The sequence below is a fragment of the Streptomyces montanus genome (assembly GCF_005786655.1).
Lineage (GTDB): Bacteria > Actinomycetota > Actinomycetes > Streptomycetales > Streptomycetaceae > Streptomyces > Streptomyces sporangiiformans.
On record NZ_VBZC01000074.1, the window covers coordinates 23106 to 43184 of the forward strand.

Here is a 20079-nt window from a genome sequence, read left to right on the forward strand (position 1 = left end):
GCGCCGCACCAAGTGCAGCGCGGTCCTCCCCTCTCGCCGAAAACTAGAACCGTCTGGACAAAAAAAGTTTTCGGTGGAAAGGTGGAGTCATGTTGGACGTCACCGTGATCGAGGACGCGGCCGCAGCCGCCGTCTCCCTGGACCCGATGAGGGCTCAGCTGCTCGCCGAGCTGGCAGCCGGCCCGGCGTCGGCCGCCATGCTGGCCGGCAAGGTCGGGCTGCCACGCCAGAAGGTGAACTACCACCTCAAGGCACTGGAGCGGCACGGCCTGGTCGAGCTCGCGGGCGAGCGCCGCAAGGGCAACGTCACCGAGCGGCTGATGCGCGCGACCGCCGCGTCGTACGTCATCTCGCCGCTCGCCCTCGCCGCCGTGCAGCCCGACCCGGACCGCTTCCGGGACCAACTCTCGGCGCGCTGGCTGCTGGCGCTCGGCGCCCGGCTGGTCCGGGACGTCGGTTCGCTCATCACGGGTGCGGCCAAGGCCCGCAAGCGGCTGGCGACGTACGCGCTCGACGGCGAGGTGCGTTTCGCCTCGGCCGCGGACCGGGCCGCTTTCATCGAGGAACTGACGGCGGGCGTGAGCGCGCTCATCCGCAAGTACGACGCGCCCGACGCCGAGGGGGGCCGCAGCCACCGGATCGTCGTCGCCGTCCACCCCACGGTCAAACCCCAGGCCGACGAGCCCCAGGCCGACCAGCCCCGGGTCACGCAGCCAGAGGCCCCCGAACTCCCCCAATGACACGCTGTCTTGACGCACAGGAGCCCAACATGTCCAAGGAATTCGAGATCACCAGCGAGTTCGAGGTCGATGCCACGCCCGAGCAGGTGTGGGATGCCGTCACCAGCGGCACAGGCGGCTGGCTGTGGCCGATGGAGGCCCCCGAGCCGCGCGAGGGCGGCAAGGGCCCCTTCGGGTCCACCGTGACCGCCTGGGACCCGCCGCACCGGTACACCAACCGCGTCGAGGACGTCGAGGGCATCTCCGAGCAGACCCTCAACCAGCTCGACTACACCATCGAGCCGCGCGACGAGGGCCGCCGCGCCTGGGTGCGGTACGTGCACAGCGGCATCTTCGTCGACGACTGGGACAACCAGTACGACGGCGCGAGCAAGCACACCGACTTCTACCTGCACACCCTGCGCCAGTACCTGACGCACTTCGACGGCCGACCGGTCGCCTTCGCCACGTTCGACGGGCCTGAGGCGTCCAAGGCGTCGGATGGGTTCGCCGCCGTCGTCCGGGCGCTCGGCCTCGCGGACGACACCAGCGAGGTCGCTCGTGTCCAGGCACAGGGCCCCAAAGGGCAGCCCCTCGACGCCGTGGTCGACTACCGCAACCCGTACTTCATCGGACTGCGCACCGACACCGCGCTCATCCGCTTCTTCGGCCGCAACCACTGGGGCTACATGGTCGGCGTCAGCATCCACGACTTCGCCCCGGACGCCGACGCCAAGCGCAACGAACTCGCCTGGCAGGGCTGGCTGAACGGGGTGTTCGGCGCCTGAGCCCGCGCCCGCGCATTCGAGAGCGAGCGAGCAGGGAACGAGCCCGGCCCCCCGGACGACGGGGCCGGGCTCGTCCGCGCGCAGGAACTACGGCACTTACGGCACTACGGCTCGAAGCGCAGCACCTGCGGGTCATGGTCACTGATCTGGTCGGCGAACTCGGCGTTGATGTGGACGCTGTCGTAGCCGAAGTCGCAGTCCCTGCGGATCGACGGGCTGATCAGGATCTGGTCGAGGACCTGGCTGTTGCCCTGGAAGTCATAGCTGTAACGCTCGCTCTTCGGAAGGGACTTGACGGCCGACCAGAGAGCGCCGTCGTTCTCCAGGAGTCTCGTCGTCTCGGAGAACTCGAAGTCGTTCATGTCGCCGAGCGTGACGACGTCCGCGCTCTTCTGCGCCGCGAGGATGTCCTTGACGAAGGCGTTCACCGCGGTCGCCTGGAGGTGGCGCTGGGTCTCCGAGGAGCGGGCCGGCGGCTGGTACTGGGAGTGCAGCGCCTGGTCGCCGCCCTTCGACGAGAAGTGGTTCGCGATGACGAACACCGTCTTGCCGCGGAAGACGAACTCGCCCGCCAGCGGCTTGCGGCTGTTCTTCCACGCCTCGTCCGCCGGGTCGATACGCCCCGGGGACAGGGTCAGGCGTGCCTTGCCGTTCGCCTTCGTGACGCCCACGGCGGTCGTCGCGTCACCGCCGGCCCGGTCGGTGAAGGAGACGCGCGCCGGGTTGAAGAGGAACACCTGCCGGATGTTGCCGCCCGGCTCGCCGCCGTCCGCGAGGTCGACCGGGTCGATGGACCGCCAGTCGTACGCCGGGCCGCCCGCCGCAACGATCGCGTCGACCAGCTTCCGCATGGTCTGGTCGGCGGCGACCGTGCCGTCGTTCTTCGCGCCGTTGTTGTCCTGGATCTCCTCCAGGGACACGATGTCGGGCGACCGCAGGTTGTTCACGATCGCGGCCGCGTGGTCGGCGAAGGAGTCGTCCGTCGGGTCGAGGTTCTCGACGTTGTACGTGGCCACCGCCAGCTCGTCGCGCGCCTGCTTGCGGGTCGTCTCGCGCTTCAGGCCGCCATCCGCGACCGTGCCCAGGGTGCGGGCGGTCAGCGTGTAGCCGCCGAACTGGGTGTAGTCGAGCGGGCCCTCGGTGGTGCCCTCGAGGGTGTCGCCGACGTTCGCCGTCGGGAACGGCTGCGTGGCGGTCGGGATCAGCGACTGGATCTGCAGCCGGCCGGTGTTCTGCGAGCTGTACGAGCCGTAGACGGTGCCGCCGCGGCGGTTCGGGTTCTCGTACGGCTTCACCGTCACCCACAGCTCGGAGAACGGGTCGGTCGCGGTGACCACGCGGGACGAACCGATCTTGACGTTCATGCCCTCGAGGGACTCGTAGAAGTCGAGGGCGTACTTCTTCGGCTGCAGGGCGAGCCCGTTGACGGAACCCTTCGCGGCCGCGTCGCCCGCGGGCGTGTACGCGTCCGGTACGGAACGGCTGTTGATGACCGTGGCCGCCGGCAGCGCGTTGCCGCTCGACACCACCGCCACCGTCGGCTTGGTGATCTCCGTGACCGACTGGTTGCCCGAGGAGGTACCGCCCGGCACGAACTCCGTGACCGTGCCCGAGACCTTCACCGAGTCCCCGACGGCCACGGTCGGCGTGGAGCCGGTGAAGACGAAGATGCCCTCACTGGTGGCCGGGCTGTCGTCCGCGGCCGGGTCCTGGAGCCAGAAGCCCCGGGACGAACCGTAGGTTCGTACACCCGTCACGATGCCGGTCACGTCCGTGACCTGCTGGCCCGCGAGCGGGGATATCCGGGTGCCGCCCTGGATGTCGTGGACGGCCACGGCGTCCGCCTGGGCGGGTGCGGTGAACACCACGGCGGAGACCGTGGAACAGATGGCGGCGACGGTGAGCGCGGCTGTGCGCGCGGAAGACTTGCTCGGCAACGGGATCACTCCGGAACGTACGTGGGCGCCGGGACGAAAGATGGAGCAGCAGAGACACACAACCGGTGCGGCGGTGGCGACGCGCGTAGAAATCTGCCCGGGTAGCCATGGGGGAGCTACCCGGGAGTTTCTACGCGCGTCAATCTCGTGTGTGGCCAGGGCAGTTGTCAAGGTTTCCCGGGTTACTTACTTCTGACAGGTTCATGAACTGGGCGGCATGGGTGGAAATCCGTCTAGGCTGAAGCTGCATTTCCGGGGCGGCCGGTACGCGATGTCCGGGACGTCCCGTGGACCCGTGTACGTCCCGAGGAGAACCAGCCGATGTCAGACAGCTCCCCCCTGCCGCCGGTGCGGCTGCGCTCCGAAGCGGAGCTCGCGCGCGACGCGCTCGCCGCGCCTCTGCTCGCGCGTGCCGTGCGACTCGCCCGCTGGGCCGGCCCGGACACCCGGGTCGGAGCCGGTGGCGAACTCGTCGAGGAGCAGTTGCCGGGAGCGGCTCGGGAACTCGGCCTCGAAGGTGAGGACGCCGCCGCCTTCGCGAGTGAGGCGTGGCGGGTGGCCGTCGACACCGGTCTCGTCGACGTCGTGGACGAGGAGGAGGGGACGGTCACCGCGGGCGCGGACCTGGAGCTCGTCACCTCCGGGGCGCCGCGGGACGTACTGGCCCTGTGGCTCTCCGCACTGGAGACGGCGCTCGCCGACGCGAGCGTGCCCGATCTCGACGATCTCGTGGACGCCATGGACGGCGACGGCGAGATCGACCTCTCCGAGCTCGACTGGGACCCCGAGGCGGAGGCCGAGTTCCTCGACGGCGTGCTCGGCAACCTCTACCTGCTGACCGTCAACGAGGACGGCCCCGGCGACGAGCCGGTGCCGCTGCCCGCGCTCGCCGCGTCGATGATCGTGCCGGACGACATGGGAGAGCCCACCAACGACGTCCTGGAGCAGGTGTCGGACGCGATGATGCGCCTCGACGACCAGTTCCGGCTCCTGGAGCCCACCGGGCTCGTCGACTTCCAGCCCGTCGACGAGGCGCTGATGGCCGACGCCGACGAGGAACCCGCGTCGCCGGTCGACGACACGGACGTCTCGCGGTACGGGATGGTGCGGCTCACCCCGCTCGGGCTGTACGGCATCCGGGCCCGGCTGCTGGAGGCGGGGCTCGTGGCGCCCGCGGTGGGGGACCTGGCGGACAAGGGCGCGGACGTACTGCTCGACGGCACGTCCACGTTTCCGCCCGCGGCCGCTCAGGCCGAGACCGAGCAGTGGCTCGCCCGGCGCGAACCCCTCGAAGCCGCACGGGAGTTGCTCGCCGCGGCCCGTGGCCTGGACGCGGGCGCCCCGCTGCGGCGGCTGCGCTGCCAGCAGGCCCTGTCGCTGGTCGGCACGGAAGCCTCGCCGGCGCTGCGCGAGGTGCTCGACGACGCCGAGCTGGGCGGACTCGCCCGGGTGTGGCTCACGGAGCGGGGTGCCCCGGACGTGCCCGCGCCGTCCGAGGACATGGTCTTCTGGCTGACCGTCGACACGATCGCCGCCCAGCTGGCGGCGGAGGGCAACTCGGAGGAACTCCGCGCCCTCGTCGAGGGGCTCGCGGCCCAGCACAGCAGCTTCTTCACCGCCGCCTGGCGCGTCGACCACCCGGCCACCCCGGACGTCCTCGAGGCCATGGGCCGGCTCCACCCGGACAAGAAGGTCGCCAAGCAGGCCCGCAAGGCGGCGTTCAAGGCCCGGTCGCAACAAGGAGGCTGAGAGCAGGGGGACACCCATCATCCCCAGGGGCTCCGCCCCTTCGACCCCGCCGGGGCTCCGCCCCGGACTCCGTCCCCGGGTGGTGTTTCGGCTGCGGGTCGTGTGTGGCTGGTCGCGCGGTTCCCCGCGCCCCTTACGGGGCGCGCCGGGGGGCGACTAGGACTCGTTCAGCCCCGCGTCCTCGCCCATCGCAAGCACCCGTACCGGCACACCCTCGAGGTCGTCCGGGATCACGTCCTCGGGGCGGAGGCGGTCGCGGGGGACCTTGTGGGTGACGAAGACGACGATCACGTCCTCACCCGAGCTCTCGTCCTCTCCGATTCCGATTCCGGTCACGTTGGCCATGGCCATCAGCCGGTCTTCATGGAGGCGGCGCGCCTGACGTGCGTCCACTGCGGCTCGCCTCCCAGGAGTAGTGCAGTTCGGTGGTGTCTATTTTACGAAGATTCTTCCGGCCGTCCGTTCGGACGCCAGGTTTGCTGGGCCGTACGGGTGCACCGTTGGCCCGGACGGGCGCGGACGCGAACGGATCCGGCGTGCCGATCCGAACGGGTTTACGGAAGGGGGCCCCGGAACGTCGGCTCGTGTTCAGCGGGCGTTCAGGCATGAGCGCAACCGTGTCGCCTGAGGCTCACTCCGCCCACCGGCCACCCTCCACCGCCACGGTCCCACTCCACTGTCACAGGAGACAGCATGTCGCTCACTCGCAGGGACTTCGCCAGACGCTCAGCGATCACCGGCGCCGGTGTCGCGCTGGTCGGCAGCGTCGGCGCCTTCGCCACCGCGCCCGGTGCTCTCGCGTCCCAGGACACCGAGACCACGGGCGACGACCCGGAAGTGCAGGGCGGCGGGGTCGGCTACGGCCCGCTCCTCCCCGACCCCCAGGGCATCCTCGCGCTGCCCGCCGGTTTCTCGTACCGCGTCATCACCTACAGCGGCAAGACCAAGCTGGAGTCCGGCGAGATCACCCCGTCCAACCACGACGGCACTGCCACCTTCGCGGGCCCGCGCGGCACGACCCTCCTCGTCAACAACCACGAGCTCAAGGGCCCGCGCGCCAACTGGAAGTACCCCGTGCCGCTCACCGAGGGCCTCGTCTACGACCCGGCCGCGTCCGGCGGCTGCACGGTCGTCGAGGTGCGCCCCGACGGACATGTCGCCGAGTGGGTCGGAATCGCCGGTACCTCCACCAACTGCGCGGGCGGCAGCACGCCTTGGGGCACCTGGCTCACCTGTGAGGAGAACTCCGACCGGGCCGGCGTGAACGGCATGACCAAGGACCACGGCTACGTCTTCGAGGTCGACCCCATCGACCACGGCGCCAACCGCGACCCCGAGCCCCTGAAGTTCTTCGGCCGTTACGACCACGAGGCCGTCGTCATCGACCCCAAGCGCGGCCACGCCTACCTCACCGAGGACGCCGCCGGTCCCAACGGCCTGTTCTACCGCTGGACCCCGCCGAAGGGATTCCAGTACGGCCCCGGCAAGTTCCGTGGCCTCGCCGACGACGCGGGTGTCCTCCAGGCTCCCACGTGCTACGACGCCGGCGGTCGTTACGTCGACGACCTGTCCCGCGCCACGAAGATCGGCACCGTGTACGGCGTCGACTGGATCGACGTACCGGACCGTGACGCCAAGACGGTCGCGGTGCGCAAGCAGTTCGCCGAGGGCGAGGTCACCCGCGCCCGCAAGCTCGAAGGCATGTGGTGGGGCGACGGCGGCGCGTACATCGTCTCCTCGTACGCCCGTGCGGAAAGCCCCGTCCAACACGATGGCCAGGTCTGGTTCTACGACCCCACGCGCCGCACCCTGACCCTGAAGGTCCTCCTCGGCGTGAACCCGGACCCCGCCAAGGACGGCGCCCTTGACGGCCCCGACAACATCACTGTCTCCCCGTACGGCGGCCTGATCCTCGCCGAGGACGGCGAGGGCATCCAGCACCTGTTCGGGGCCACCGACAGCGGCCGTACGTACCCCATCGCCCGCAACGACCTGAACATCGGCACCGAAGAGGCGCCGGAGTACAGCGAGTTCACGGGGGTCACCTTCTCGCCCGACGGAAAGACCCTGTACGCCAACATCCAGGTGCCCGGCATCATGCTCGCCATCACGGGACCGTGGCAGCGCCAGCAGCGCGGGTAATAAATTCAGTCGCTCACCCCGCGGTACGCCTCCTAAAGTGATGCATGTCCAGGTGCGAAGGCAGGACCTACTTCCACTGATAATGGGGCGGCCGCGGGTTCGAGTCCCGCCACCGGTACAACGCGCCGGTGTAGCTCAGGGGTTAGAGCACCTACGTCGGTTCCGCCGGCCTTGAACTCTGGACACCACAACTTCACGCACCTCCCGGTGCGCAGGCAGCGGCTACTTCGTTTGGGTCGAATTGCGGGCCGCCGCCGACTTGATCTCGGGAGGCGCAGCTTATGGCGGGTGCCCGGTGTGCAGGCTGCGGATACTTCCCAACCAATTCCTCTGGTTCTGAAAAACCGTCGCCGACCTCTCTTCTCGGTCACCCTCCATTTGCCGTGCCTCCCTCCGAAACAGCAACGAATTCGGGGGAATTCATCATGGCGCGATTCAACATGCGGGCAGCCAGGGCGCAGCCGGTGTCCCGCGTGACGTCGACGGGCCGCGTGCTCCGTACGTACGAGGGCGGCCGCGGTCGCGAGCGGGACGAGCGGTCGGAGCTCTTCCTGCTCTCGATCGCCAACTTCGTGGCGCAGAAGACCTTTTACGAGAGCGGTACCGATCGCGACGACCGGTTCGCCGCGCTCGTACGCAGGCTCGCTGTCGAGGACCCGGCGTGGACCGCGGGTCTGCTCGGCTGGCTGCGTGGCGAGGGCAACCTGCGGACGGCCTCGATCGTGGGCGCCGCCGAGTACGTGAAGGCGCGCCTCGACGCGGGCGCGACGGACGGACCGACGAACCGGCAGGTCATCGCCTCCGTGCTGCGGCGCCCCGACGAGCCCGGTGAGCTGCTGGCGTACTGGACCTCGACGTACGGCCGTGCCGTCCCCAAGCCCGTGAAGCGGGGCATTGCCGACGCCGTGCGCCGGCTCTACAGCGCCAAGTCGCTGCTGAAGTACGACACCGCGTCCAAGGGCTACCGCTTCGGCGACATCCTCAACCTCGTGCACGCGGCGCCGGACCCGGAGAAGCCGTGGCAGGGGGACCTGTTCCAGTACGCCCTCGACCGGCGGCACAACCCGGACACGGCCGTCGTGCCCAAGTCGCTGCCCGTCCTCACGGCCCACCGTGACCTGATGGCCCTGCGGCCCGCCAAGCGGCGCAAGGTCGTGACCGGAGCGCACGGCGCACAGCGCCTGGCGGACGCGGGCATGACCTGGGAGGCGCTGGCCGGCTGGCTGCAGGGGCCGATGGACAAGGCGGCCTGGGAGGCCGTGATCCCGTCCATGGGCGCCATGGCGCTGGTTCGTAACCTGCGGAACTTCGACGAGGCGGGTGTCTCGGACGAGGTGGCGGCCCAGGTCGCCGCGAAGATCAGCGACCCGGCGGAGGTCGCTCGCTCGCGGCAGTTCCCGTTCCGCTACCTCGCCGCGTACCAGCACGCGCCCTCGCTGCGCTGGTCGTACCCGCTGGAGCAGGCACTCGGCCACTCGCTGGCCAACGTGCCGGCGCTGCCCGGACGGACGCTGGTGCTCGTCGACCGCTCGGGCTCGATGTTCTACTCGCGGCTGTCCGACCGCTCGGAGCTGACCCGGGCGGACGCCGCGGCGATCTTCGGTACGGCGCTCGCGCTGCGGGCGGCCGACGCGGATCTCGTCGAGTTCGGTACCACGAGCAACCGCGTGCGGTTCCGCAAGGGCGAGTCGGTGCTGAAGGTGCTCGAGCGGTTCGGTGACCTCGGCGGCACCAACACCACCGAGGCGGTGCGCCGCCACTACGCGAAGCACGACCGGGTGCTGATCGTCACGGACGAGCAGTACGCGTACAGCCACCACGGCGACCCGACCGAGCAGGTCCCGGCACACGTGCCGGTCTACACCTGGAACCTGGCCGGCTACCGGGCGGGCCACGGCCCGTCGGGGCAGGGAAACCGGCACACCTTCGGGGGCCTCTCGGACGCGGCTTTCCGGATGGTCCCGCTGCTGGAGGCCGCGCGGGACGCGGACTGGCCGTGGGCCGTGTGAGGACGGGGGACGACGGGGGTGACTGTGGCCCGCACTTTGGTGCGGGCCACAGTCTCGTGCGCTTGCGCGGTGTGAGATCGCCTGTGACTTTCGCTCAAAGGGCGCTTTCGCGCCACGCCACCCCCGACTCCGAAGTCAACCCCTTCGTGGCGGCACTCGGTGTCGGTCTGTGGACGCTTGGGGAGACGTCCTCCTCAGACAATGACCCGCCGCCTGCCACGTGCTCGGGCGGGGAGCCCGAGAAGGCGTCTCGTCGTGTCTCCGGGGAGCAACTGTGCGAGGCGCTGAACCGTCCCGACCTCGCTGAGCTGCTGGGCACGCCGGGGGAGACCGCGAAGACCGCCGGCGGCAGCGGCGGCTCCGTCAAGCTTGCCGGCGGCAAGGAGATCCCCACTCCGTCCGCCCAGGTCGAGTTCGAGACGTACACCGTGACGCTGTCGGCCACCTACGACCGTCTTCCGGTGGCCGGGTCCGCCGCACTTCTGGGGGACGGCGGGGTGCCGGACGACGCGGTGCTGCTCCGCGTTGCCGAGAAGGTGCTGCCGACGGTCCCGGGGTGGGCCGCCGCAGGGTGATGGTCCGCCGGTGGGCTCACCCAGTGGCTTGTGACGTGTCGAGGGATCGGGCGAACTTGGTGAGCGTGCGGAAGTCGTCCTCCCGCAGACCGATCCGCGGATTGACATGGTGCAGAAGCGCGGGCCCTCGGTGGTGGGCAGCCACGTACGCCTGGTCCAGATCGCTTTGCTCGTCGTCCACCCAGGCGAAGGGGCGGCCGTTGGCGTAGTCCACCAGTGGGCCGGTCTTCCAGTGCACCCCGTCTGGGCGTTCTTGGAACAAGGCGTCGCCGAAGTCGACGAAGGGGATTTCGGGAAGTTCGAGCGCTGGGCCGATCCACCGATTGGCGTCGTCCATCCATGTGGTGGCCCAGCACAGCTCGTAGCCGAGCCGGAGCAGGGCTCGACCGTGCTCTGGGTTGAGCCAGACCCGCAGCGGGCGCTGCCGGGCCAACCGTCCTCCGTGTGCCACTGCCGCCCCGCTGTCCTGGGGCACTCTGAGTGTGGTGTATCCGCCGGGGCGCTTTTCCGGCTTGGCCGCATAGGGGTTGAGTGGTCCGTCCACGTCGAGAAACAGAAGCGGTCGGCTCACGATCTCCCCTGGGTCGTCGGCTACTAGGATGGTTCGTCCCTGCTGCCCCGATATCGCTGCCCAGATGGCATCTGCAGACACCTGGGGCAGCGGAGCATCGTCCGGGTTCAACTCGCTGTAGACAGCAGTGCTGTGAGGTCGCCCTCGGATGCCGACCGCACGGTGCTCTTCATGCGCTGAGCCTAGAACGAGCACAACGGCCCACGCGGCAACAAGAGCTCATGGCTGTACTCCGCTGCGGAGCGTGAACCAGACCGTCTTGCCGATACCGCCGGCACGACGTTCCGCGCCCCACTCGTCCGCCAGCGTCGCCACCAGGGGCAGGCCCCGGCCGGAATCGTCGGCCGGTGTTGCCTCCCGGAGTGCCGGGAGCGTGTCGTTCGCGTCCGCCACGGACACGCGGAGGCGGCCGGCGTCCAGGACGCAGCGGGTCCGGATCTCGTGGCCGGGGGAGACCTTCGCGTGGCGGTAGGCGTTCGTCATCAGCTCGCTGAGCAGCAGTACGGCCGTCTCCGCCATCTCGTCCGGGAGCTTCCACGCGGTGGCCTGTTCGCGGAGGAGGGCGCGGGCCCGGCCGACACTGCGGGCGTGGCGGGGCAGGTGCCATTCGACGTCTTCGATGTGCCCGGCGTCGTCGCGGTTCTTGGGCATGCGTGCGCTATTCCTTGCGTGTGATTCTCCGTCATTTGCGGTGATCAGGCTGGTGCTTGGTGCGTAGCCTCGGGGAGTGGCGGAGTGGGTACACAGCGTGGTTGTACACGGTGTGGCAGCGGGAGGCGGGTGGATGCGTGGCTTCCGGGGAGTCGCAGCAGGCGCAGCAGAACTGGCGGTACTGCGGTGGGCAGATCAAGTTGTGGCGGGAGGAGGCGGGGGTCAGTCGGCAGGAGCTGGCAGGGGAGGCCGGGTACGACTATGAGTACGTCAAGTCGATGGAGTGCGGGAGGCGCAGGCCGACGCTGAGGTTGTTGCAGGTTGCGGATCAACTGTGCCGGGCGCGGGGCAAGTTGATGGCGGCGCATGAGTTTCTGAAGCCGGAGCCGTTTCCTCAGCGGACGCAGCAGTACGTGCTGGTGGAGGCCGAGGCGATCACGGTGCAGTGGTACGAGACGATGCTGATTCCGGGGCTGCTGCAGACGGAGGAGTACGCACGGGAGTTGATCAGCAACGACTGCCCGCCGCTTGATGAGGAAACGGTGGCGGAGCGGGTCGCCGCGAGGCTCAAGCGACAGGAGAAGCTGACCCGTAAGCCACTCGCGCTCTTCAGCTTTGTCCTCCATGAAGCCGCACTGCGTGCCGTAGTCGGCGACGAAGGAGCAATGCGCAGGCAGCTTGAGCACCTGTTGGAGGTGGGGCAGCAGCGCAACGTCTCGATCCAGGTGCTGCCGTTCAAGTCTGCCCCAGCGGCAGCGCTCAGCGGGCCGATCGTACTGGTGGAGACCGCCGACCACGAGCAGTACGCATTCGCCGACGGGCAAGAGACGGGTGCGCTGTATGGCAGCGGGGACAAGCTCAGCATCCTCACTCAGCGGCATGGCATGATCCGCATGCAGGCGCTTAGCGTTGAAGAGTCTGCCCGGTTCATCAGGAAGTTGGCGGAGGAGCTATGAGCGCCGAGCTGTCGTGGTTCAAGTCCAGCTACAGCGATTCATCGGGCAGCGCCTGCCTCGAAGTCGCTTGCAGCCGAAGCAACTCCAGCCCTCACACCATCCACATCCGAGACTCGAAGCTCGGCCCTGGAAGCCCCCACTTCGTTGTCCCCGCCGACGCCTGGGCCGTCTTCGTCGCGTACGCCTCTCGCGAGGCCTGAGCCCCGGGCGAGGCGCCCGAGCCTCCCGTCGAAGCGCCCCTCGCGGCCGAGCCCGAAGTCGCCCCCCGGCGATGACACTTCAGGCCGAACTGTCATCGCCGTACGAGAACCCCAGGAACGGAACTCGGTGAGGACAGGGGCCCGCAGCGCGAGCCACTGGTGTCGGCGCACTGGATCGGACAAGCTGCGGCCCATGGACTGGATGCCCCTGCTCTCCACACTGTCCGGCGCCGTCATCGGCATCACAGCCACTCTGATCGCCGATCGCAACCGGTGGCAGCGGGAGGAGGTCAGGCACGCGCTGGAAGCACGGCGCGAGGTTTACACCGAGTTCGTTTCCGCCCTCAAAGCCGCAGGTGAAGAGATACGGGCCGTCGCCTTGGGCGATCACATGTCCGAGTCGGCGCGTGACGCGGCCGTGCGGGAAGCCGTCCGTGGCACTGGCATCTACACAGCAAGTGAACGCCTCTGGCTCGTGGGCCCGCCGCAGGTGGTGGCGGCCGGGAACGAGGCGTTCCACAGCCTGCGCGCGATACGCGACGCATACGCCCAGGGGGTGGCTGTCGGCTCCGCCGAGGAAGCTCCGCTGATAGCGCAGCGGCGTACGGCCATGGCTCAGATGCGTCGCGTCATGCGTGAGGACCTGGGCGTGGGGCCCCTCGGGATCGAGTGATCGCGCCGTCGTTCCGCAATGCGGCCTTGTGTGTGCCGACGATTGACATCTAACATTTCAATTTGTGGAGGCCATACGACCCGTGCGCCGCACCCTGCTCAGGGACCGCGCCTACGAAGCGATCCGGGATGCCATCGTGGCCGGGGAGATCGAGCCCGGTGCGGTGGTGCGGGATGCCGAGCTCGCGGAGCGGCTCGGGCTGTCCCGGGCTCCCGTGCGCGAGGCCTTCTCCCGGCTCGTGGACGAAGGTCTGCTGGAGAGCAAGCCGCAGAGCTACACCCGAGTGACCCCCGTCGTGGCCTCCGACGTGCGGGACGCGGCGGCCGTGGTCGGTGCCATGCACGAACTCGCGACGCGGGTCGCCGTGCCCCGGCTGTTCGCCGCGGACGTCGAGGCGATGCGCGCGGCCAACGAGCGGTTCGCCCAGGCCGTTCGGGCGGGCGACGTGGACACCGCGCTCCGCGCCGACGACGAACTGCACGACGTGCTCGTCCGTGTCAGCGGCAACCGCGCGTCCGCCGCCACCATCACCCGCTACACCCCGCTCATCCGCCGACTGGAGCGACGGCGCTTCGGTGAGGGCGGCAACTGCCGTTCGACCGGGCTGCACGAGCGGCTGATCGAGGCCTGCGCCGCCGGTGACGTGGACGAGGCGGTCCGCGTCACCGCGGAGATCTGGCGCAGCCTGGCCGACATGGACGCGCTCGCCGACGAAGAGGCCCACTGACCCAGGGAGGACTCCCATGTCCCTTGCTTCCTACGAGCGTTACCCCCTCCTCTTCGGGCCGTCGCCCGTGCACCCGCTGGAGCGGCTCACCGAGCACGTCGGCGGCGCCTCCCTGTGGGCCAAGCGCGAGGACTGCAACTCAGGCATCGCGTACGGCGGGAACAAGACCCGCAAGCTGGAGTACCTGGTCGCCGACGCGCTCGCGCAGGGCTGCGACACGCTCGTCTCGATCGGCGGGGTGCAGTCCAACCACACCCGCCAGGTCGCCGCCTGCGCCGCCCGCGCCGGGCTCAAGTGTGTGCTGGTGCAGGAGAGTTGGGTGGAGTGGCCCGACGCCGTGTACGACAAGGTGGGCAACATCCTGATCAGCCGGCTGGCCGGCGCCGACGTACGCCTCGTAAGGGCCGGCTTCGGGATCGGCTTCAAGGAGAGCTGGGAACAGGCGCTCAGGGAGGTCGAGGAGGCGGGCGGCAAGCCGTACGCCATTCCGGCCGGGGCCTCCGATCACCCCCTCGGCGGGCTCGGCTTCGCCGGGTGGGCGTACGAAGTCGCCGAGCAGGAGCGGGAGTTGGGCGTCTTCTTCGACACGGTCGTGGTGTGTTCCGTGACCGGCTCGACCCAGGCGGGCATGGTCGCCGGATTCGCCGCCCTGGAGGAGGCGGGCGGCCGCCCCCGGCGGGTGCTCGGCATCGACGCCTCGGCGGCGCCCGGCCGCACCCGCGAGCAGATCGCCCGGATCGCCCACCGCACCGGCCAACTCATCGGCGTACGCAAGGAGCTGACCGAGGCGGACGTCGAGCTGGACGAGCGGTACCACGCGGGCACGTACGGCGTCCCGGACGAGACGACCCTCGACGCGATGCGCCTCGCGGCCCGCACCGAGGGCATGGTCACCGATCCCGTGTACGAGGGGAAGTCGATGGCCGGGATGATCGACCTGGTGGCGCGCGGCGAGATCGGCAGGGACTCCACCGTGCTCTATGCCCACCTGGGCGGACAGCCCGCGCTCAACGCGTACAGCGCGGTGGTCTAGAACGCGTACAGCGCGCGGTCTGGAACACCTACCGCGCGCTCGTCCAGGCGATGATCCAAAGGGCACCCCCTTACCTCTACGTCGCGTCCACCCGGCACCCCGTGCCGCGGTGGCCGGATACAGTGCACAGCGTGTGGGCCGACAACCAGCAGCGGGAGCCGCGTACCGACCAGCCTGACGGCCCCCGCCGCCGGGCCACGATCCACGACGTCGCCCGGCTGGCCGGAGTGTCGCGCCAGACGGTCTCCCGGGCGGTCAACGACAAGGGCGAGATCGACCCGGCCACGAAGGAGCGGGTGCTGGAGGCGGCCCGCCTGCTGGACTACCGGCCGAGCCGGTTCGCCCGGGGTCTCGTCCGCAAAGGGGCGGTGACGGCGGGCCTGGTGATCCCGGACCTGATGAACCCGTTCTTCCCCGAGGTGGCCGCCGGTGTGCTGGAGGCCGCCGAGCAGCGCGGGTGGCAGGTGGTGGTGTGGGACTCCCGCACCGACGACGCCAGGGAGCGCGAGACGCTCGACGTGCTGTCCCATCAGGTGGACGCGGTCGTGGGCTACTTCAAGAACGAGGACGACGTCCTGGCCCGGCACCTCGGCGGGGTGCCGCTGGTGCTGCTGGAGCGCGGCCCGCAGCAGACCCGGTTCGCGGCCGTGGGTATCGACGCCGCCGCCGGCCTGGAGCAGGGCATCGGCCATCTGGTCCGCGCGGGGCACCGCAGGATCGGCATGCTGGACGGCAACCGGCTCGACGCCCCCGGCCCTCGGCGGGAGGCCTTCCTGGCCCAGGTGCGGCGGCACGGCCTTCCCGTCGACGAGAGCTGGATCGTGTTGTGCCCCGAGCACAGCGTCGCGGGCGGCGAGGCGGGCATGGCGCGACTGCTGGACGCCAAGCCCGAGATCACCGCGGTCTTCGGCTTCAACGACCTGATCGCCATCGGCGCGATGCGCGCCGCCCGGCGCCGCGGCCGGCGGCTGCCCGACGACCTGGCCGTCATGGGCTTCGACGGACTCTCGCTGGGGGAGCTGGTGGAGCCCGCCCTGACCACCCTGCACCTCGACAAACGACAGCTGGGACGGCTGGCCGTCGAGCAGGTGGCCCGGCTGCGGGCGGGCCAGAAGCCGCTCAGCGGCGCGGACGCGTGGGTGCTTCCCGAACTGGTGGTACGGGCGTCCGCCTGACCTCGCCTGCTCCCGGCTGACCCCGTACGCACCGTCGGAGCGCGCCAACACATCGACGGTGTACGTCCCTTGACACTGGTTTTCGGCCACCCCGATACTCGACGGCAACGTTCACGTGAACGCTCACGGACCCCCAGACGCTGTCGGCCAGAGCCCGGGACCTTCTGTCGACATCGTTGTCATGCCTCCCCCCTCACGTAAACGGGCCCGCGGCAGCGCCCTGTCCTGGCCGAGCCGCCCCCGGAAAGCGAGTGCGCGCCCATGGAACACCGAACGATGTCCCGCAGAGGCCTGCTGGGGGCCTCCCTGGGCGGCGCGGGCGCCGCTCTGCTGGGCCTGTCGGGATGCGGGGCCGCCAATGGCTCGGTCTCGGCGGGCACCGACCATCTCGGCCTCTGGTACTGGAACGGAGCGTTGAGCGACAAGCTGCTCGCCACCGCCGCGCGCGGAGTGCCCGGTGTGCCCGGACTGAAGGTGAAGGGTTCGCCGATCGCCGGCGAGTACGAGTCGAAGCTGCTCACCAGCCTGGCCGCCCGCGCCTATGTGCCTGACCTGGCCTGCGTGAATTCCAGCGTCGCGGTGTTCTTCCCGGACGAGCACGAGTTCCTGGATCTGAAAGACCTCGGCGCGGGGGCCCTCGAGGACCAGTACCTGGACTGGAAGTGGAAGAGCGGCACCAGCCCGTCCGGCCGGCTGGTCGGCTTCCCGCTCGACGCGGGCCCCACCGCGCTCTACTACCGGAGGGACCTCTTCGAGAAGGCCGGACTGCCCACCGAGCCGGGGGACGTCGCGGAGGCCACCTCGACCTGGGAGAAGTACCTCGCGGTCGGACGGACTCTCAAGGCCAAGGCGCCCGGCAACCCGTATCTGGTCTCCCAGATCGCCTACGTCTTCCGGATGGCCCTGTACCAGAGCCCGAAACAGTTCGTGGACGCCGACAACCGCTTCATCGGCGACCAGGAACACGTCAAGCACGCCTGGGACTTGGCGGTGGAAGCCTACCGTCAGCGGCTGAGCGCCAGGGTCTTGGACGCCACGCCCGACTACAACGCGGCCATGAGCCGTGGCCGGATCGCCACGATGATCAACGCGGTATGGGCCATCAACGGCCTCAAGGACGTGGCGCCGAAGACCTCCGGGGACTGGCGGCTGACCGCGATGCCCGACGGGCCGGCCAACTACGGCGGCTCGTACGTGACCATCACCCGCTACTGCCGTGACCCGGAAGGGGCGTTCGCCTTCCTGAAGTGGATGGTCGGGCCCGCGAACCAGCTGAAGAGCTATCAGGAGATGGCGCTGTTCCCCACCACGCCGGCCGTCTACACCAAGCCGGCGATGCGGAAACCCGACCGCTTCTTCGGTGGTCAGATCCCCGTCGACGTCTTCGGCCCGGCCGCCGAGAAGGCCCCGGTCATCTTCTTCAGCCCCTACGAGGACACCGCCAACACTCCCGTCTTCCAGGAGTTGACCAACGTGGAAACGCTCGGCAAGAACCCCGACAAGGCCTGGCGGGACGCCATGAACGCCTGCGAAACCGCGCTGTCCCACCTGGGGGTGAGCTGACGTGGCCACAGTCGCAGGAACAGCGGAGGTCCCCGCGGCCGGCAGCGGCGACGAGGCGGGCGGCCGCCGTGCTCGCGCCGACGCCCCGCGCGGCCGGTGGCGGCGCCATCTTCCGCCGTACCTCGCCATCTCCCCGTACTACGTCCTCTTCGCCGTCTTCGGCGCCTTCCCCGTGTTCTTCTCCCTCTACCTGTCCTTCCAGGACTGGGACGGCATCGGGGACATGCGCTTCGTCGGCCTGCAGCAGTACTCCTGGCTGCTCCATGACTCGGTGTTCTGGCACTCGATCCTCAACACCTTCGAGATCTGGTTCCTGTCCACGGTGCCGATGCTGTTCCTGGCCCTGGTCCTCGCCTTCCTGCTGCACTCGCAGGTGCGCTACGCGGCCGCCTACCGGGTGGCGTACTTCATCCCCAACGTCACCTCGATGGTCGCCATGACCATCGTCTTCGGCTCGGTCTTCGCCCAGGCGGGCCTGGCCAACTCGATGCTCAAGGCGATCGGGGTCGACGGCGTCAGCTGGCTGACCTCCTCCCTCGGCATCAAGTCGGCGATCTCCATCATGATCATCTGGCGGTGGGTCGGCTACAACGCCCTGATCTTCCTGGCGGGTCTGCAGGCCATCCCCACCGAACTCTTCGAGGCCGCCCGGGTCGACGGGGCGAGCAGCCGGCAGACCCTCTTCCGGGTCGTGGTGCCGCAGCTGCGGCCGGTGATCCTCTTCGCCGTCATCACGTCCACCATCAACGGCCTGCAGATCTTCACCGAGTCCCAGGTGCTCTTCTACTCGGACGACCCCGGAACCACCGGCGGGCCGGGCCAGGAAGGTATGACCATCGTGCTCTATCTGTGGCAGAAGTCCTTCAACGACCACCAGTTCGGCTACGGGGCGGCGATGGGCTGGCTCCTGTTCGCACTCATCGCACTCTTCGCGATCATCAACTGGCGGCTGGTGTCCGGCTCTCACAGCGATGGCCGTCGCGGCATCGCCTGGCGCAAGGAGGCCCGCAATGGCCGCTGAGCACACGTCCTCCACCGCGGGGCTCGCCATCGGCGCCGGCAGCAGGAGGGCCCGGATCTGCGTCCGCGTGGCCCTGCTCCTCGGGGTGCTGGTTTCGATGTTCCCCTTCTACTGGCTCGTGGTGATGGCCTCCGGAACCAACCAGGACATCCTGGGCTATCCGCCGAAGTTGGTGCCGGGTACCCGGCTGCTGCACAACATGGGGGAGGTGATCGACCGCATCGCTTTCTTCAACTCGCTGTTCAACACCGTCGTGGTCGCCGTGACCGGCACGGTGCTGGTGCTGTTCTTCGACTCCCTGGCCGCCTTCGCCTTCGCCAAGTACGAGTTCCCGGCGAAGAAGTTCCTCTTCGGCACCCTGATGGCCACCTACATGATCCCCGCGCAGCTGTCGCTGGTGCCGCAGTTCGTCACCATGGCCCACTTCGGTTGGGCCGGCACGCTGAAGGCCCTGATCATTCCCGGCGCGGCCAACGCCTTCGGCATCTTCTGGCTGCGCCAGTACGCGCAGAACTCGCTGCCCGACGAACTGCTCGACGCCGGACGGATCGACGGCGCCGGCTTCTTCCGGCTGTACCGGACGGTCGCGCTGCCGCTCTTCCGGCCCGCCCTGGCCTTCCTCGGCATCTTCACCTTCATCAGCATCTGGAACGACTACATCTGGCCGCTGGTCGTCATGGTCAACCCCGACCGGCTCACCCTCCAGGTGGCTCTCGCCAACCTCAGCGTGGCCTACAACACCGACTACGCCGTGGTGATGGCCGGGGCGTTGATGAGCGTCGTCCCGCTGATCGTCGTCTTCTTGCTCGGGGCGCGGCACTTCTTGAGGGACCTGGCCGCGGGGGCGACGAAGATGTGACCGCCTGCCGCGTCCGCAGACCAGACGTGCGGCGGGGCGCCCCCCCCTCGAAGGGGGGGCGCCCCGGAAGAGTGCGGGTCGTTACAGCGACTGCGCCGCGGGCTTGACCATGCCGCGGACCGTACGGGACTTGACGAAGTCGCCCATGGCCGTCATCTCCCACTCGCCGGAGAACTGCTTGATCAACTTGGCCATCATGACTCCGGTCTGGGCCTCGGCGTTGGTGAGGTCGAAGCGGACCAGCTCCTCGCCCGTGGCGGCGTCCAGGAGGCGGCAGTAGGCCTTGGCGACCTCCGTGAACTTCTGGCCGGAGAACGAGTTCACCGTGAAGACCAGGCCGGAGACCTCCTGGGGCAGGCGTCCGAGGTCGACCGTGATGACCTCGTCGTCCCCGCCGCCCTCACCCGTGAGGTTGTCACCGGAGTGCTTGATCGCGCCGTTCACGATCGAGAGCTTGCCGAAGTAGCAGCTGTCGATGTGGTTGCGCTGCGGTCCGTACGCGATGACCGACGCGTCCAGGTCGATGTCCTTGCCGCGGTAGGCCGGCTCCCAGCCGAGGCCCATCTTGACCTGGGACAGGAGCGGGCGACCGCCCTTGACCAGGGACACGGTCTGGTTCTTCTGGAGGCTGACGCGGCCCTTGTCGAGGTTGATCTTCCCGGCGCCGGGGGCGGGCGGGGCGGGCGGTGCCGGGGGAGCGGCCGCGGGCGGGGGCGTGGCGGCGAGGCGCG

At 69.4% G+C, this 20079-nt stretch carries 20 protein-coding genes; 15 read left to right on the forward strand and 5 right to left on the reverse strand.

The features are described from left to right. Positions 1 to 89: 89 nt before the first annotated feature. Both FE633_RS40800 and FE633_RS40805 read left to right on the forward strand, forming a co-directional pair. A complete protein-coding gene (locus FE633_RS40800; RefSeq protein ID WP_138050218.1) occupies positions 90 to 740 on the forward strand; it encodes an ArsR/SmtB family transcription factor in 651 nt (216 codons plus the stop codon). Between the two features lie 29 nt (positions 741 to 769). Beyond that, positions 770 to 1507, forward strand: a complete 738-nt coding sequence (locus FE633_RS40805; protein WP_138050219.1) for an SRPBCC family protein — start codon at positions 770 to 772, stop codon at positions 1505 to 1507. Positions 1508 to 1611: 104 nt separating this feature from the next. Here FE633_RS40805 and FE633_RS40810 read toward each other — a convergent pair whose 3' ends face one another. Continuing rightward, complete coding sequence (locus FE633_RS40810; protein ID WP_138050220.1) at positions 1612 to 3444, reverse strand: endonuclease/exonuclease/phosphatase family protein; 1833 nt, start codon at positions 3442 to 3444, stop codon at positions 1612 to 1614. A gap of 321 nt (positions 3445 to 3765) precedes the next feature. Here FE633_RS40810 and FE633_RS40815 point away from each other — a divergent pair, with 321 nt between their 5' ends. Continuing rightward, positions 3766 to 5193 (forward strand): hypothetical protein, encoded by a 1428-nt coding sequence (locus tag FE633_RS40815; protein WP_138050221.1) that lies wholly within the window; start codon positions 3766 to 3768, stop codon positions 5191 to 5193. A 156-nt stretch (positions 5194 to 5349) separates the two neighbouring features. On the opposite strand, the gene FE633_RS40820 is transcribed toward FE633_RS40815, so the two are convergent. Next, a complete protein-coding gene (locus FE633_RS40820; RefSeq protein WP_246114051.1) occupies positions 5350 to 5586 on the reverse strand; it encodes a hypothetical protein in 237 nt (78 codons plus the stop codon). A gap of 300 nt (positions 5587 to 5886) precedes the next feature. Between FE633_RS40820 and FE633_RS40825 the strand changes: the two genes are divergently transcribed. The 3 genes from FE633_RS40825 to FE633_RS40835 all read left to right on the forward strand — a co-directional run bounded on the left by FE633_RS40825 (position 5887) and on the right by FE633_RS40835 (position 9919). Then, entirely contained in the window at positions 5887 to 7335 is a 1449-nt protein-coding gene (locus FE633_RS40825) for an alkaline phosphatase PhoX (RefSeq protein ID WP_138050222.1), read from the forward strand. Between the two features lie 425 nt (positions 7336 to 7760). Next, positions 7761 to 9344 carry a TROVE domain-containing protein gene (locus FE633_RS40830; RefSeq protein ID WP_138050223.1) on the forward strand — a complete coding sequence of 528 codons (1584 nt, stop codon included), beginning with the start codon at positions 7761 to 7763 and terminating at the stop codon, positions 9342 to 9344. An 83-nt stretch (positions 9345 to 9427) separates the two neighbouring features. Beyond that, positions 9428 to 9919: a DUF6215 domain-containing protein gene (locus tag FE633_RS40835; RefSeq protein WP_246114052.1), complete on the forward strand. Its 492-nt coding sequence runs from the start codon at positions 9428 to 9430 to the stop codon at positions 9917 to 9919. A 16-nt stretch (positions 9920 to 9935) separates the two neighbouring features. Here FE633_RS40835 and FE633_RS40840 read toward each other — a convergent pair whose 3' ends face one another. Next, complete coding sequence (locus tag FE633_RS40840; RefSeq protein ID WP_138050224.1) at positions 9936 to 10490, reverse strand: HAD domain-containing protein; 555 nt, start codon at positions 10488 to 10490, stop codon at positions 9936 to 9938. Between the two features lie 219 nt (positions 10491 to 10709). Further along, positions 10710 to 11141, reverse strand: a complete 432-nt coding sequence (locus FE633_RS40845) for an ATP-binding protein (RefSeq protein ID WP_138050225.1) — start codon at positions 11139 to 11141, stop codon at positions 10710 to 10712. A 137-nt stretch (positions 11142 to 11278) separates the two neighbouring features. On the opposite strand from FE633_RS40845, the gene FE633_RS40850 reads away from it, so the two are divergent. From FE633_RS40850 to FE633_RS40890, 9 genes are all read left to right on the forward strand, one after another. Further along, a complete protein-coding gene (locus tag FE633_RS40850) occupies positions 11279 to 12097 on the forward strand; it encodes a helix-turn-helix domain-containing protein (RefSeq protein WP_138050226.1) in 819 nt (272 codons plus the stop codon). Next, positions 12094 to 12297, forward strand: coding sequence for a DUF397 domain-containing protein (locus tag FE633_RS40855; protein WP_138050227.1), 204 nt, complete (start codon positions 12094 to 12096; stop codon positions 12295 to 12297). Before FE633_RS40850 ends, FE633_RS40855 begins: the two co-directional genes overlap by 4 nt. 193 nt (positions 12298 to 12490) lie before the next feature. Beyond that, positions 12491 to 12970 (forward strand): hypothetical protein, encoded by a 480-nt coding sequence (locus tag FE633_RS40860; protein WP_246114053.1) that lies wholly within the window; start codon positions 12491 to 12493, stop codon positions 12968 to 12970. 64 nt (positions 12971 to 13034) lie between these two features. Next, complete coding sequence (locus FE633_RS40865; RefSeq protein ID WP_138050228.1) at positions 13035 to 13697, forward strand: GntR family transcriptional regulator; 663 nt, start codon at positions 13035 to 13037, stop codon at positions 13695 to 13697. Between the two features lie 16 nt (positions 13698 to 13713). Next, positions 13714 to 14730 carry a 1-aminocyclopropane-1-carboxylate deaminase gene (locus FE633_RS40870; RefSeq protein WP_138050229.1) on the forward strand — a complete coding sequence of 339 codons (1017 nt, stop codon included), beginning with the start codon at positions 13714 to 13716 and terminating at the stop codon, positions 14728 to 14730. Positions 14731 to 14861: 131 nt separating this feature from the next. After that, the gene (locus FE633_RS40875; RefSeq protein WP_138050230.1) at positions 14862 to 15905 is read left to right on the forward strand and encodes a LacI family DNA-binding transcriptional regulator; all 1044 of its coding nucleotides are present in this window, start codon (positions 14862 to 14864) and stop codon (positions 15903 to 15905) included. Positions 15906 to 16181: 276 nt separating this feature from the next. Continuing rightward, positions 16182 to 17468, forward strand: coding sequence for an ABC transporter substrate-binding protein (locus FE633_RS40880; protein ID WP_138050231.1), 1287 nt, complete (start codon positions 16182 to 16184; stop codon positions 17466 to 17468). A gap of 1 nt (position 17469) precedes the next feature. Continuing rightward, positions 17470 to 18489, forward strand: coding sequence for a carbohydrate ABC transporter permease (locus tag FE633_RS40885; protein WP_138050232.1), 1020 nt, complete (start codon positions 17470 to 17472; stop codon positions 18487 to 18489). Further along, a complete protein-coding gene (locus FE633_RS40890) occupies positions 18479 to 19348 on the forward strand; it encodes a carbohydrate ABC transporter permease (RefSeq protein ID WP_138050233.1) in 870 nt (289 codons plus the stop codon). The genes FE633_RS40885 and FE633_RS40890 overlap by 11 nt, the downstream gene beginning before the upstream one ends. Before the next feature lie 81 nt (positions 19349 to 19429). Here FE633_RS40890 and FE633_RS40895 read toward each other — a convergent pair. Next, a partial coding sequence (locus tag FE633_RS40895) for a TerD family protein (RefSeq protein WP_171060326.1) occupies positions 19430 to 20079 on the reverse strand: 650 nt, incomplete at its 5' end.